Annotated in this window: 12 protein-coding genes; 6 read left to right on the forward strand and 6 right to left on the reverse strand. The window is 39.3% G+C overall.

What is annotated here, in order from left to right; genetic code table 11:
• Positions 1–126: 126 nt before the first annotated feature.
• Both WKU26_RS07115 and WKU26_RS07120 read right to left on the reverse strand, forming a co-directional pair.
• Positions 127–576 carry a hypothetical protein gene (locus WKU26_RS07115; protein WP_269878204.1) on the reverse strand — a complete coding sequence of 150 codons (450 nt, stop codon included), beginning with the start codon at positions 574–576 and terminating at the stop codon, positions 127–129.
• 63 nt (positions 577–639) lie between these two features.
• Entirely contained in the window at positions 640–1,620 is a 981-nt protein-coding gene (locus WKU26_RS07120) for a DUF6340 family protein (RefSeq protein ID WP_340321431.1), read from the reverse strand.
• 407 nt (positions 1,621–2,027) lie between these two features.
• On the opposite strand from WKU26_RS07120, the gene WKU26_RS07125 reads away from it, so the two are divergent.
• On the forward strand, positions 2,028–2,657 hold the full coding sequence (locus WKU26_RS07125; protein WP_340321432.1) for an HU family DNA-binding protein: 630 nt from the start codon (positions 2,028–2,030) through the stop codon (positions 2,655–2,657).
• Positions 2,658–2,735: 78 nt separating this feature from the next.
• Here the strand turns inward: WKU26_RS07125 and WKU26_RS07130 are convergent, their stop codons facing one another.
• From WKU26_RS07130 to lnb, 4 genes are all read right to left on the reverse strand, one after another.
• Positions 2,736–3,512, reverse strand: coding sequence for a carboxylesterase family protein (locus WKU26_RS07130; protein ID WP_340321433.1), 777 nt, complete (start codon positions 3,510–3,512; stop codon positions 2,736–2,738).
• Positions 3,513–3,769: 257 nt separating this feature from the next.
• On the reverse strand, positions 3,770–7,072 hold the full coding sequence (secA, locus tag WKU26_RS07135) for a preprotein translocase subunit SecA (protein WP_340321434.1): 3,303 nt from the start codon (positions 7,070–7,072) through the stop codon (positions 3,770–3,772).
• A 103-nt stretch (positions 7,073–7,175) separates the two neighbouring features.
• On the reverse strand, positions 7,176–8,759 hold the full coding sequence (locus WKU26_RS07140) for an alkaline phosphatase family protein (RefSeq protein ID WP_340321458.1): 1,584 nt from the start codon (positions 8,757–8,759) through the stop codon (positions 7,176–7,178).
• Positions 8,759–9,928 carry a lipoprotein N-acyltransferase Lnb gene (gene lnb, locus WKU26_RS07145; RefSeq protein WP_340321435.1) on the reverse strand — a complete coding sequence of 390 codons (1,170 nt, stop codon included), beginning with the start codon at positions 9,926–9,928 and terminating at the stop codon, positions 8,759–8,761. Before lnb ends, WKU26_RS07140 begins: the two co-directional genes overlap by 1 nt.
• A gap of 143 nt (positions 9,929–10,071) precedes the next feature.
• Between lnb and WKU26_RS07150 the strand changes: the two genes are divergently transcribed.
• From WKU26_RS07150 to WKU26_RS07170, 5 genes are read left to right on the forward strand one after another with little or no spacing between them, the layout of a single operon-like run.
• Complete coding sequence (locus tag WKU26_RS07150) at positions 10,072–10,797, forward strand: type III pantothenate kinase (RefSeq protein WP_332909936.1); 726 nt, start codon at positions 10,072–10,074, stop codon at positions 10,795–10,797.
• Positions 10,787–12,043: an OmpP1/FadL family transporter gene (locus WKU26_RS07155; protein WP_340321436.1), complete on the forward strand. Its 1,257-nt coding sequence runs from the start codon at positions 10,787–10,789 to the stop codon at positions 12,041–12,043. The genes WKU26_RS07150 and WKU26_RS07155 overlap by 11 nt, the downstream gene beginning before the upstream one ends.
• Before the next feature lie 36 nt (positions 12,044–12,079).
• Positions 12,080–13,441, forward strand: coding sequence for a tetratricopeptide repeat protein (locus WKU26_RS07160; RefSeq protein ID WP_340321437.1), 1,362 nt, complete (start codon positions 12,080–12,082; stop codon positions 13,439–13,441).
• Between the two features lie 3 nt (positions 13,442–13,444).
• Positions 13,445–14,059, forward strand: coding sequence for an LPS export ABC transporter periplasmic protein LptC (lptC, locus tag WKU26_RS07165; protein ID WP_269878193.1), 615 nt, complete (start codon positions 13,445–13,447; stop codon positions 14,057–14,059).
• A gap of 18 nt (positions 14,060–14,077) precedes the next feature.
• Complete coding sequence (locus tag WKU26_RS07170; RefSeq protein ID WP_340321438.1) at positions 14,078–15,334, forward strand: hemolysin family protein; 1,257 nt, start codon at positions 14,078–14,080, stop codon at positions 15,332–15,334.
• Positions 15,335–15,407 lie beyond the last annotated feature (73 nt).

Here is a 15,407-nt window from a genome sequence, read left to right on the forward strand (position 1 = left end):
CAGCCTTTTATTTTATAACATCTGCCCACAATCTTTCAAATTATCCGGTGAATCACTTCCCGTCCTTCGGGGCAAATTGCAGTTTACCTTGTTTATTCTGAAAGTTCCGACAATTCTTCTTTTCCGTTATTTTTCAAGCAAATCTTTCAGAAAAGCATCCAGTTCTTCGTCCAGTCCCTTAAGAAGCTCTTCATTCAATAAAAGTGTTTCTTCATCGTCTACCAATAAAAGTTCAGCTACAGTTTCTTTTTCATCGTCTACCAAAACAAAAGAAAAAGGCTTCAACAAACATAACTTATCCAGCAGACCCTCGTCCTTCAATACTGTAAGTTCCGAACGCAGCAAAGATTCCACCTCTGTATAGAAATCATCCTTATCGTAATCCACCCACTCATCCACGATAGTACGTGCCAATTCTTCGTCATCGTCATTAAAAACAATAAATTCGCCGCTATCTTGTTTGGGCTGTAAATGGATATCTGTAACTACAGAACCTTCACTTCCTGTAATATATCTGCATAAAGCTTCTTTCAAAGCAGAAATAATCGAAAAGTGCGAATGTTCACTTATATTCATATGCTATGCCTTTCTTTTTATACTTCAAATGTACAAAAAAAATCATTCCTGCAAGAATTATTCTCAGAATTTGTTTCCAAAACGGCTCATTTGAATATTCAATTTCAAAGTAGTTTCCTTTCTTGCTTTCAGCTGCTTCTCATACAAAGCCAGCATCCGTACGTCATCACTTCCCGATTTCAAAAGAGATTTTGCCTTGTCCAGCCATTCTTCTGCCTTGTCAAAATCCCCTTCCATTTCATACGACAGTGCGACATTATATGCAGCCTTCATTTTCAATCCGCCTTTCTTATAGCGCTTGTACAATCCGGTCCATAACTCCCGCGCTCCTTTCCAGTCATTTTCACCGACACAAACCTCAGCATCACGCATTTCCACACATCCTCCTCCAAAATAAGAACGTTCCACTGTCTTCCAGCACGGAACCAGCTGACTAGTCAACATTGAGGCTGCCATCTGACCACTTTCAGCCATCAGCTGCTTATCCGAAGGCAGATTGGACATATCCCAATATACACTGTCTGTAGCAGCAACTACATGCAACGGCTTTTCACGGAAGGGAGCATAAATGCTCAACACCGGAGTCACTTTTACCTTTACTGCCTGCCACACCATTGCCCATTCCGGATAGAAAACATCTTCCTTGGCTGTATGAATCATTACGCGATCCAAGGAAAAAATCAAATCGGCACCCAAATCGGATGAAAGTTTCTTCACTTCCTCCTGCGACAAGGCGGCATGAACTTTATCTTTCGCACACAAAGCCGAATCACAAATTACCACCTGATAGAAATATCTGGAATCGGCAAGAGAAGTAGCCAGTGCCTCTGCCGCAGTCTTACCGTCCGCATTCAGTTCTCCTAACGTAAGAACTCCCTTTTCTGAAGTTGAAGAAAGTTCCGGCATATTATTGACTACTGCTACTGTTCTTACATCTGCAGGGAAATTATACTTGGCCGGAGCAAGTTCTTCAAACGAAAGAATCCGTACAGAAGTACAAGAAGAAAGCACGCATGCCAAGGCCCACATCATATATTTTTTCATAAATCTTGTCTTTAGCGTTCGTAAACAAAGGTAATGAAATTCGCAATACCGAAAAGATAAAAAGAAAAAAATGCAAAGAAAAGGAGTTAAAGTACCTTATGCGCACGGCTTATAAAGTATTGTTTCCAGAGATTGAAGCATTAACCGGCTTGTGCAGCACACACTGACTTAAGAAAAATTTTGTGCTGATTTCTTCTCAAATCCATCGACATCGGACATAATAGATAATATGAACTTTAGGCAGCTATATCTTTGCCTGAAAAGGAGTATAGCCGACGACGCCGGCTGTGTAGCCAATGGCGCTGACCGTACAAACGGCTACGCCGGATGTATAGCCGACGTCGCTGAATACAATCCTTCATGTATTACAATTTAATCTATAACCATCATTTAAATTTTATCTAACCATGAGCGTTAATTACACATTGCAGAGAATGAACGACCTCAACCACGAGGGAGAAACCATCCTTGTTCCTAAAATGATTTTAAGAGGCCGCTACTCCTCCAAAGAACTTGCCAAAGAAATGGAGAAATATTCTACCTTCAGCCGAAGTGAAATTATGGGTATACTGACTCTTCTGAGTGAAATGATTGCCTATAAAATGGCTAACGGCTATTCCGTGAAGCTGGATGAGATTGGTACCTTTACTCCAGCACTGTCAGTCCGGAAAGAGATAGAAACAGATTGCCAGACAAGAACCGATGCCCGGCACATCGGTGTATCGAACATTTTGTTCCGCCCGGATAAAACACTTATCCTAAATACCGCCATGCAATGCAAACTGAAAAAAGGCCCCCAAAGCTATGGCTGCCTGCATACACAGTATACTCCTGAAGAGCGTCTGAAAATAGCACAGACTTATCTGGAGTCTCACGAGATACTGACTGTAAAAATATACGAAGAGATTGCCGGATTAAGACACACCCAAGCTGCCAGTGAACTTAAATTATGGAGCAGAACACCGGAAAGCGGAATCGGTTGTCATGGAAAAGGAAGCCATAAGGTGTACGTACGAAACAAAGCAGAAATGAAGTAAAGAAATTTCTTTTTACGTAAGAAAAACGACAAAGGTCCACAAACATAAAAATCACCCCCTTATGAGGGTGATTTTTATTTATTTCTTCTGACTGAACAACCATTTCATAAAATCCGGATAGTTGAAAGCAGGATGCCAGCTGGCATGACCGCATCCGGGGAACTCAATATACTCTACCTTGGCACCGGCTTTCTTTAGTGCCTTATAGGCAGATCTGGAACCAATTACAGGAACTACATCGTCTGCATCACCATGGAATATGCGGAACTTAACTTTTTTTGCTACGGCAAGTCTGGACGGATTTACAATACCACAAATAGGAATAGCAGCAGCAAACACATCCGGATAACGGCTTACCAAGTCGAAAGTGGCCATTCCTCCCATAGAAAGTCCCATCACATACACTTTTTTCTTGTCAACCTGAGGAAGGGACAAGTATGAGTCAAGAAGTCCCTTAAGAAGCTTGGTAATCTGCACATCGTCTGTAGAAAGTGGCATTTCCTCCGGTACAAACGACACAGGTCGGGTTCCATAAGCCCAGTAACAACTATCCGGGCACTGTGGAGCAAGCACAAAAGCCGGATAATTTTCACGATTTACTGGATTAAGCCACATCTGTCCTCCATGAAACAACTGCTTTTCATTGTCACAGCCTCTTTCTCCTGCTCCATGAAGAAACAAGACCAGCGGATAACACTTGTTTTCATCGTAGTTTTCCGGCAATAGCAAACGATATCTTAAAGTATCTCCTGCCTCAGATACATAAACTTTCTTCTCAAATTCTCCCATTTTATCCTGTGCATTTACACATAAGGACAATAGAAAACATACAGTTAAAATAAAATTTCTTTTCATTTTCCGGTCTTTTTAATTTTAAAGCAATTCGATAGTAAAAGATTTAATATAAAGTTACAGAGATTTCTCACATAGCAAATAATGTTTGAAAAAGAATTTATCTTGCATCAAAGAAAAAACTGATACTACTAAAAGGATATTCCCCATAAACCACTCAAAAGAACTCTCATACCACAGCAAAGAAAATGAATCACATAAAAAAACTCCCAAATGAAAATTACCTTTCATCTGGGAGTTCTCTATATTAATCCAATATTTTATTCAGCTTTATCCTTACCATGACAGTTCTTATATTTCAGTCCGCTACCACAAGGACAAGGATCATTACGGCCTACTGTTTTTTCAGCACGGTAAGGCTCCTGTTTTGCCTCTCTTGTGTCGCGTCCTGCAGCTGCCTGCTGATTAGGATCTGTCAAATCTTGCTTCTCTTCACGATACTGCTGACGAGGACGTTCCGGTTCGGGAGCAGCCTCACGTACCTGTTCCGGTTCCTGTACCGGTATCTGACCACGCATCAATACAGAAATTGTATTGTTATTGATCTTGTTCACCATATTATCGAACAGGTTTACAGATTCCAGCTTGAAGATCAACAGCGGATCTTTCTGCTCGTAACTTGCATTCTGTACAGAATGTTTCAACTCATCCAGTTCACGCAAGTTTTCTTTCCAGCCTTCGTCGATAGTGTGAAGAAGAATAGCCTTTTCGAATGCCTTGACAATTGCCTTCGATTCTGTTTCGTATGCTTCTTTCAGGTTGACTGAAATATTGTACATACGTTTACCGTCGGTAATAGGAATCATAATGTTTTCGTACATATGACCTTGCGCTTCGTATACCTGCTTAATCACCGGATTGGCAATCTGAGCCATACGTTCAGTCTTACGCTTAAACAATGTCATTGCTTCTTCGAAAGTCTTTTCTGCAAGAGTTTCTTTCTTTGTTCCGCGGAATTCATCTTCTGTAAATGGAGCCTCCATTGCCAGTGTCTGAAGAATTTCCATCTTCGCATCTTCGAAAGTAGGCTGTTCTACCGCGTTGACACAACGTTCCCAAATCATATCTACGATATCCATACCGATACGTTCACCCATCAAAGCATGACGACGTTTAGTATAAACTACAGTACGCTGCTTGTTCATCACGTCATCGTATTCCAGCAAACGTTTACGGATACCAAAGTTATTTTCTTCGACTTTCTTCTGTGCACGTTCAATAGAATTTGAAATCATCTTATGCTCAATCATTTCACCTTCCTTGAAGCCCAGCTTATCCATTACAGAAGCAATTCTGTCTGATGAGAACAAACGCATCAAATCGTCTTCCAATGACACAAAGAATACAGAAGAACCCGGGTCACCCTGACGTCCGGCACGACCACGCAACTGACGGTCTACACGACGTGATTCATGACGTTCCGTACCAATAATCGCCAAACCTCCGGCTGCTTTCACTTCCGGACTCAACTTGATATCGGTACCACGACCGGCCATATTGGTTGCAATAGTTACAGTAGAGCTCTGACCAGCTTTTGCCACAATGTCAGCTTCTTTCTGATGCAACTTCGCATTCAATACATTATGCTCAATCTTACGCAAGGTAAGCATCTTACTCAACATTTCAGAAATCTCGACAGAAGTAGTACCCACCAATACCGGACGACCCGCTTCCACCATCTTCACGACTTCTTCGATTACAGCCTTGTATTTTTCACGTTTTGTCTTGTACACACGGTCGTTCATATCGATACGTGCAATCGGACGGTTAGTAGGAATAACTACTACATCCAACTTGTAAATATCCCAGAACTCACCAGCTTCTGTTTCAGCAGTACCGGTCATACCCGACAATTTATGATACATACGGAAATAGTTCTGCAAAGTAATGGTAGCGAATGTCTGAGTAGCAGCTTCTACTTTCACACCTTCTTTTGCTTCTACAGCCTGATGCAAGCCATCGCTCCAACGGCGTCCGTCCATAATACGACCGGTCTGTTCGTCGACAATCTTAACCTGACCGTCCATTACTACATAGTCTGTATCTTTTTCGAACATTGTATAAGCCTTCAACAACTGGTTGATGGTATGTACACGTTCTGACTTGATAGCGTAGTTGGTAAGCAATTCGTCTTTCTTTGCCAATTTTTCTTCATCGGTCAATCCTGCCTGATTTTCCAATTCTGACAATTGTGCGGCAATATCAGGCAACACAAACAAGGTTGGATCTTGCGAATTACCTGTAATCAAGTCTACACCCTTATCTGTCAAGTCAGCACTCTTCATCTTTTCATCAATAACGAAATACAGAGGCTCTACAGCTTCAGGCATACGCTTGTTATTCTGCTCCATGTAGATTTCTTCGGTCTTCAACATACCAGCCTTGATTCCCGGTTCACTCAAGAACTTAATCAGCGGTTTGTTCTTTGGCAACGCCTTATGACTGCGGAACAAAGCAAGGAAACCTGCTTCTACATCTTCCTTCTTATCAGATGCAATCAAACGTTTGGCATCGGCCAAATATTGAGTGGCCAGACGACGCTGTGCCTCTACCAGTCGTTCTACCAGCGGGCGCAATACTTCGAACAGCTGCTGGTCTCCCTTAGGTACCGGACCTGAAATGATAAGCGGTGTACGCGCATCGTCGATCAATACAGAGTCAACCTCATCGACAATGGCATAATTATGCTTACGCTGTACCAGGTCTTTCGGGCTGATAGCCATATTATCACGCAGATAGTCGAAACCGAATTCATTGTTTGTACCAAATGTAATATCGGCCATATAAGCACGACGGCGTGCCTCTGAGTTAGGCTGATGCTTATCGATACAGTCTACACGCAAACCGTGGAACATATACAAAGGTCCCATCCATTCCGAGTCACGTTTTGCCAGATAGTCATTGACGGTTACTACGTGTACACCATTTCCGGTCAGCGCATTCAAGAACACAGGCAAAGTTGCAACAAGAGTCTTACCTTCACCTGTTGCCATTTCAGCAATCTTACCCTGATGCAATACCACACCACCGAACAACTGTACATCATAATGTACCATGTTCCACTTCATCTCGTTGCCTCCGGCTTTCCAGTGGTTCTTCCAGATTGCCTTATCGCCTTCAATACGAACAAAATCTTTTCCTTGAGCAGCCAGTTCACGGTCGAGTTCAGTAGCTGTTACTTCAATTTCTTCGTTTTCAGACAAGCGGCGAGCTGTATCTTTTACAATAGAAAAAGCGATTGGTAAAATATCATTCAAAGCCTGTTCGTACTTGTCGAGTACTTCTTTTTCCAGTTTATCAATCTGGTTAAACAAGGCTTCACGTTTTTCCAATTCAGTTGATTCGATAGTTGCCTTCAGTTCTTCAATCTTTTTGTTTTCCTCGGCAGCCGAATCCTTGATATACTTTTTAAGTTCCTCTGTTTTTGCACGCAATTCATCGTGGCTCAACTTGGCTATTTCAGGATAAACCTCTTTCACCTTGTTTACCCAAGGCTGAATCTCTTTCATGTCGCGAGTAGCCTTATTTCCGAAAAGCTTGCTTATAAATTCATTAAATCCCATTGTGTATTGTTGTTTTTATTATTATCAAAAAATGTATAATTTAAAAAAGTGAACGCGCAAAGATAACTAAATTGCTAATTATCTTACGAGTATTCTTCACAAATTATTTACGAATACCCGTTAATGGAGACTGTGAAGCAGCATTCGGTGCCCGTATACGCATGAAATGAGAAATAGTCGGTGCAATAGTAGTCATTTTCACCGGCGTATATAGGATCTCGGGCTTAATATTATGTCCTAAGAAAATAACAGGAACAGAAGCATAAGTATCTCGAATTGTTTTGGTATGATGAGAATATTCATCAACAACCGACCATCCGGGCAGGACTTCTACGTAGATATCCCCCGAACAACTTACATTAAAGCTGTTTCTGATTTTCTCTATTTTCGGAGTCCATGCTCCCAATAAAAGACGTTGTGAAGAATAAGCAGTACGCACCCCACTCATTTGTACAATGAAATCGGACGCACGATTCAACACTTCTGTCAGGTTCAGTTTCTTATCTTCAATCAGTTTATGATTCAAGTAAATCTGACGGTCGTAATAAGTTTCCACATATTGCCCCTGGCCATAAATTGCCATCAGGTACATGTTCAAAAGGGCAGCACAACGCTTGATATGGAATTCTCCTCCCGGAATGCGATATTGTTCAGGATCTTTTGGATCTGGATCCACATAACCGGTAGAGGTAATGAAAAACAACGTATTCTGAAGACCAACCTGACGGTCGACCATTTCCAACAAATCGCCGATACTGTTATCCAAACGCACATAAGCATCCTGAATCTCCATAGGATACTCTGTATTCGTCTTATGCGCATAGTTTCCGGCATAATAGGAAAGGGTTAAAAGATCTGGAATATAATCTTTACCGATATTTGTTTTAGTCAGACAGGCACGAACCAATCTGTTTACTTCATCATTTACGTAAGGACTCGTTTTGAAACGCTTGTATTTCTCAGCCCGTTCGTCAAAAAAGTTATGCTTAAATGTAAGTTGCTTTACATCAGATGTAATATAGCGATAAGCTGTCACAGGCAAATAAGGTCCCCATACCAGACTACCGATACGAAAATCCAATCCGTCTCTGTCATTGTATGTTGTCACCCACTCCGGGAATGAACCATAATAAGTAGAACCACTCCATTTTCCGGTTTCATCATTAATCCAAAAGGCTCCTTTTGCTGCATGTCCTGCCGACAAAACAGCCATTTCTCTTGTAGGAGCAATGGAGTATACTTCGGCATTGCCTTGTGTTGCAACCATCAGTTCATCCGACAAAGTAGAAACCAACAGGTGTTGCGGCGAAGTGCTTTCAGAAGTATAAATACCCATGTGTGCCGGATCGTCTACAGCCTTAATAATGCGTAAAGAATTGCGGTCCATCCATCTTGCCCCCACAATACCATTATAATAAGGTGTAGTCCCCGTATAAATAGAAGCGACAGCTGAAGCCGGATCTATATTAATAAAATCGTATTCAGCATTACAATATACACGCCCTTCTTTAAAAAGACGCTTGAATCCCCGTTCACCGTACATAGAAGAAAATGCTTCTATATAGTCTGCCCTTAACTGGTCAATAGTCAATCCTATCACCAATTTCGGAACAGGCGATACAGCTTGTGCCCGTAATCCTGTAATAACTACGGCAGCAATCAAGGAGGTTAATATACGGTCTTTCATCATTGTTTTTTGCTCAATACTAATACGTGGCTCGCTGATGTAACCAGCAAACTCAGTGCCAAAGGTAACACTGTTAAATTAAATTCTTGCAAACAAAACGGGAATATCACTATAAAAAGTGTTAAATATACCATATTCACGACATGATACCAGCCTTTCCGACGCGTTACTGAGAAATAAACCATAAAAGGCAAATACAACAAAGGTATCGGATTAAACAAAATCAACAGCCAATTTGAGCCCACAGTGGGATGAACAGAAAAGAAAAACAAAAAGGCTATAATACATCCCGCTATTCCTTGAGCGCCGAACAATAAAAGTTCCCAAATCCAGCAAATCTTATTACGACGCCATTGCCACCAGCCAATTAATACCGATATAGCCAATAAAAAAGTGGCACACCAAAGTGGAGATAAAAAAGAAGAATGAATTTCTGCAGGAGCTACATCAACTACTTTTTCCTCTTTTAACACCAGCGGACGCTTCTGTCCATTGTCTCCGATAATATAGGCATCAGAGGCATATTCCTTCATGTAAAAAGGAGAAAACATTTGTTGTCGTTTATCAATTGGAGTATCGGCTTCTGCTCCCAAGCATAAATCGATCCCCAATTCATCCCAAGCAGCCCCTACGGTAAACTCATGTACAATGCTTCTGAAGCTTCGATTAGGAAAAGAGTCCGGATAAACCACTGTTCCCTTTATACATCTTTCTATTTGGTCTCTCGCACGAGTTGTACAATTGTCATAAAAATAATTATAGCGATAAGTACGGTTCTCGGGTAAATAATTTTCCGTCAACAAGTGCAATAGAGTTTGTTTTTCTTCTGCAGAAAGATTAAGTACCTGCTGGTACACCGAAGAACCTCGCTCCGCATATTCAGCCTCGAAATAGACATAAGGAATCACCCCTAATTGATAATCGGTTTCTCCTTTTACAAAACGATATATAAAATGAGGAGTATTAAAACTAAACATCCCATAATTAAATACGACATCAAGATTACGGGAAAAATTCTGAACACGTAGAGCCGTATGTCCAAACAAAGAATATATTTCTGTACCAGGCGAACAGGTCAACAAGCTAATCTGAAGACTATCCTGCTGCGCATGAAGTACATTAAACACCGCCAGCCACATACACACGAGCCAAAGCCTTATTTTCTTCATTCCTAATAAATTTTATATCAAATCTTATTAAAATCCGGCCACAAATGTACACCTATATTCTATATTGTTAAATAAAATCACGACTTTTATTGCAGATTCTATTTATTTTTCTGTTACTTTGCAGACACAAAAACAGATTAAACGTGAATTTAGTAATCGATATAGGAAATACAGTTGCTAAATTAGCTGTATTCGACGGAGATGAAGTTATAGAAGTTTTAAGAGGATCGAATCACTCTTTAGACTGCTTGACTATGCTTTGCAACAAATACCCAATAGAAAAGGGTATTATCGCATCTGTCATTACACTAAGCAATACTATAAAAAAACAATTGGCCAAACTGAATATGCCAATATTGGAATTGTCATATAAAACGCCCGTGCCTATTACCAATTTATACAAATCACCACAAACGTTGGGAATGGACCGTTTAGCTGCTGTAGTGGGAGCCAATTATATTTTTCCCGGGAAAAATTTATTAGTTATAGATGCCGGAACAGCACTGACTTATGAATTTATTGATGCAAAAGGACAATATTGGGGAGGAAATATATCGCCTGGGATTTATACACGTTTTAATGCCCTTAATGCATGCTGTGAAAAACTGCCTCTAATAGAGAAAAACGGAGACACACCTGATTTCGGATATAATACAGAAACAGCTATCCGATCAGGAGTCATCAAAGGCATAGAATTTGAAATCATGGGATATATCACCCTTATGCAAAAGAAATATCCCGATCTTTTGGTTTTTTTAACTGGCGGGGATAAATTTTCTTTTGATACAAACTTAAAAAGTATCATCTTTGCAGATAGATTTTTAGTATTGAAAGGTTTAAACAGAATATTGAATTATAATGTTAAGTAATAAAGTTCTTCTTAGTGCATTGTTTGTGGCAGGTTCTTTTACTGCAAGCGCCCAGACAAGCTCTAACTCTCCTTATACAAGATATGGCTTAGGAGACTTAGCCGATCGGGCTTTTGCGAATAATGCAGCAATGGGTGGAATAGGTTATGGCCTTCGCAACAGTAAGCATATTAATGTAATGAATCCCGCATCTTATTCTGCCGTCGATTCATTGTCTTTTATGTTTGATTTAGGCATGAGTTTAAAAAGCTCTAACTATCAGGAGAACGGAGTAAAAGCCAAAGCGAAGAACTCAAGCTTTGATTATATCGCCATGCAGTTCCGTCTGCATCCCCGTTTGGGTATGGTTGTAGGTTTCACTCCTTACTCAACAGTAGGATATAGTTTTACTACTACAACCCCATTGGCAGGAAGTGAATACACTAAAACAAGCATCTTTACCGGAGAAGGAGGATTGCAGCAGGTATTTGGAGGATTAGGATTTAAAATTATAGACAATCTTTCTATTGGAGCCAATTTTGGCTATCTATATGGAGACATTACTTATCAGACACAAGTTGGCTTTAATACAACTGCTGATTACAGTATCACATACAATAAAATTAAAGTAAACAGTTTCACTGCAGACTTTGGAGTACAATATACACAACCTATTTCCAAAGATGATAATCTGACATTGGGACTTACCTATGGATTAGGGCATAATTTGAATTCCAGTGAAGAAAAAGGTATACAAATAACTGATAATTCTGATTATGTAGTTAACAATAGCACTACTATCAATGATTCATATGGCATCCCTCATACTTTTGGACTAGGTGTAGCTTATAACCGTAAACAGAACCTGACTCTAGGAGTGGATTACACTTTACAAAAATGGTCAAATGTAAAATACAATAACCAAACTGATGCTTATAAAGATCGTTCAAAAGTTGCAGTAGGAGCGGAATTTTTACCAAACCCTATAGGTAGAAACTATTTTAAACGAATAAGATATCGTGCAGGAGCATATTACTCTACTCCCTATTTAAAATTAGGTGATATAAATGGTCCTTCTGAGTATGGAGTCAGTGCTGGATTTGGCTTACCTCTATTCTTATTCCAAAGAAAAACGATACTAAACATTACAGGACAATATATACATGTTAAACCATCTATATCCAATATGTTGTCCGAAAATCGCTTCGTAATAAAATTAGGACTGACATTTAATGAACGTTGGTTTATGAAATGGAGAGTTAATTAACCAGAACTCAATAATAAATAATTAAATTTATATACAATGAAAATGAAAATGTTTACAATGTTGTGCGTTCTCTCGTTAGGAACTACAGCAACTTTTGCTCAGAAAGGAGTAGAAGACGGATCACGTTTTGGACATGGTGAAGATAGTCTTCGTTGTCTGAAAAATATCAGTATTTATACTGAATATGTAAAAACAAACAACTACAAGGATGCTTACACACCATGGAAAGCCGTATTTACCGAAGCTCCTATCGCACAGGTTAGTACTTATACCAATGGTGCTAAAATCCTTCGTGCTCTGATTGCTTCTACCAAAGATGCTGCACAGCAAAAAGCTTATTTCAACGAACTGATGGCTATTCATGACCAGCGCATCCAGTACTTAGACCAATTGAACGGTCTGGTTAGAACACCAGCTACAAAAGGTTCTATCTTGGGTATGAAAGCTCATGATTATATCGTATTCTCAGGTAGCAACCTTGATGTAGAAACTGCTTACAAGATGACTAAAGAAGCGATCGATCTGGAAAAAGAAAACTCAGACTATTTCATGTTCCAGGATTTGATGGATATTTCTTCTCGCAAACTGAAGACTGATGATGCCCACAAAGAACAGTTCATTCAAGACTATCTGACAGCGTCTGGTTATGCTGAAGAAGCTTTGAAAGCAGCAACCAAACAGAGCACAAAGAAATTATTGAAAACAACAAAAGACAATGTAGATGCATACTTCATCAATAGTGGAGCAGCAAGTTGCGAAAACCTGCAGGCTATCTATGGTCCGAAAGTTGCACAGAACAAATCTAACCTGGATTACCTGAAACAGGTTATCTCTGTAATGCAGATGCTGAAATGTACAAACGAAGAAGCATATTTTGAAGCATCAGAAGCTGCACACGCAATTGAACCAACTGCCGCTACTGCTGCCGGATGTGGATACATGTATTACAAGAAAGGTGATTTGGATAAGAGTATCAGCTATTTCGATCAAGCAATTGAATTGGAACAGGATGTTATGGCAAAAGCAGAAAACAGCTATAACGCAGCTGTTGTGCTGATGAGTAAAAAAATGTACGGAAAAGCAAGACAATATGCCAACAAAGCTCTTTCATTCAACCCTAATAGTGGTAAAGCATATATCTTGATTGCTCAGATGTATGCTGCAAGTCCTAACTGGAGCGATGAAGCTGCATTGAATAAATGTGTATATTTTGCTGCAATCGACAAATTGCAACGTGCTAAGAATGTAGATCCTAGTGTAGCTGAAGAAGCTCAAAAACTGATCAATACATATTCTGCATACACTCCGAAAGATGAAGATCTCTTCTTCTTGGGATTGAAAAAAGGTAGTTCAGTAACTATTGGCGGATGGATTGGTGAAACAACAACAATCAGATAATTTATGTCGGCTAGACTGAAAAATAAAAAGCTATCAATTATTTTAAACATAACAGTTGCCACATGGGCAACTGTTATGTTTCTTTTATTGCCAGCATGTAACAATAATAAAAAGAACATAGCAGAAGCAGTCAATGAAAAAGACTCCCTGCCTGACATGCGAACTACAGGGGTTACCACCTACATATCCGACTCCGGTATGATTCGCTACAAAATCATTACAGATGAATGGTTAATTTATAGCCAAAAAAATCCTCCCTATTGGGCATTCGAGAAAGGAGTATATATGGAAAAATTTGATACTCTTTTTAATATTGATGCCAGTATCGAAGCTGATACAGCTTATTATTATGAGCAGAAAAAGCTTTGGGAATTACGCAGCAATGTACATATCAGAAGTCAAAAGGGAGATAAATTTGATACCGAACTCATGTTTTGGGATCAAGAAAAAGAAAAAATCTATTCAGATAAATTTATTCGAATCGAACAAGTAGACCGGGTACTGACTGGATACGGTTTTGAATCGAACCAACAAATGACAGAATATCAGATATTCAATAATACAGGTATTTTCTTGGTAGAAGATACCGCCCCCTCAGATACAACAACCAACAAATAGCATATTCAGTACCACACAATGGGACTTATTATACAGATACTTATTTCTATGGCGTTTTCCGCATTCTTTTCAGGAATGGAAATCGCCTTTGTTTCATCAAACAAGCTACGTTTTGAAATGGAACGTAGTAATAATATCTCTACACGCATATTATCCACCTTCTACCATAATCCAAACAACTTTATATCGACAATGTTGGTAGGAAACAACATCGCATTGGTAATATACGGTATATGGATGGCAGAATTGATTGAACACTACATTTTAATAGATTTAATCAGTAATGAAGCGGCATTAGTAGCAATAGAAACCATTCTGTCTACTTTAATTATTCTGGTCACAGGTGAGTTTATGCCTAAAACCCTGTTTAAGATAAACCCTAATGCAACATTACGTTTCTTTGCTATTCCTACATTTATATGCTACGTAATACTCTACCCTATCAGCCGTTTTTCTTCCTTTATTTCAGCATGCGTGCTACGTTTATTTGGCACCCGAATCAACAAGGAAGCAACAGATAAAGCTTTCACAAAAATAGATTTAGATTACTTTATACAAAGTAGTATAGGAGAAGCTGAAAGTCATGACCAAATTGAAGCTGAAATAAAAATATTTCAGAATGCACTTGATTTCTCCAACATTAAGGCACGCGACTGCATGATTCCTCGTACAGAAATTATCGCTGTATCCATTTCTACTCCAATAGAAGAACTGAAAGAGGAATTTATAAAAAGTGGACTCAGCAAAATCATCGTTTTCCAAGGGAATATTGATAATATAATAGGTTATATCCATTCTTCTGAGATGTTCAACCCAACTACTAACTGGCAAAAAGGCATACGCACTATCCCTATTATTCCTGAAACAATGGGATCCCATAAACTCATGCAACTATTCATGCAGCAAAAACGCTCTTTAGCAGTAGTTGTGGATGAATTTGGAGGTACATCAGGTATTATCGCCATGGAGGATTTAGTAGAAGAATTATTAGGCGATATCGAAGATGAGCACGATACAAATTCTACTGTTGCTAAAACCGTCGGAGAGGATGAATATATTTTATCCGGAAGATTGGAAATAGAGAAAGCCAATGAACTCTTTGATTTAGGATTACCCGAAAGCGATGATTACCAAACTATCGGAGGATTTATCTTACACGAATATCAAAGCATACCGAAGGTACATGAAATCATAAATATCCAGCCATTTCAGTTTAAAATAATTAAAGTGACAAGCACTAAAATCGAATTAGTCAAACTGAAAGTAAATAAATAGCTGTTTTTTTTACCATAAAATAGATATTAATTTGCATTTTTTGTATCTTCGTGCCCTAAATGAAGAAAACATA

The sequence above is a fragment of the Phocaeicola sp. HCN-40430 genome, assembly GCF_037890285.1.
In the GTDB taxonomy this organism is placed as follows: Bacteria; Bacteroidota; Bacteroidia; order Bacteroidales; family Bacteroidaceae; genus Phocaeicola; species Phocaeicola acetigenes.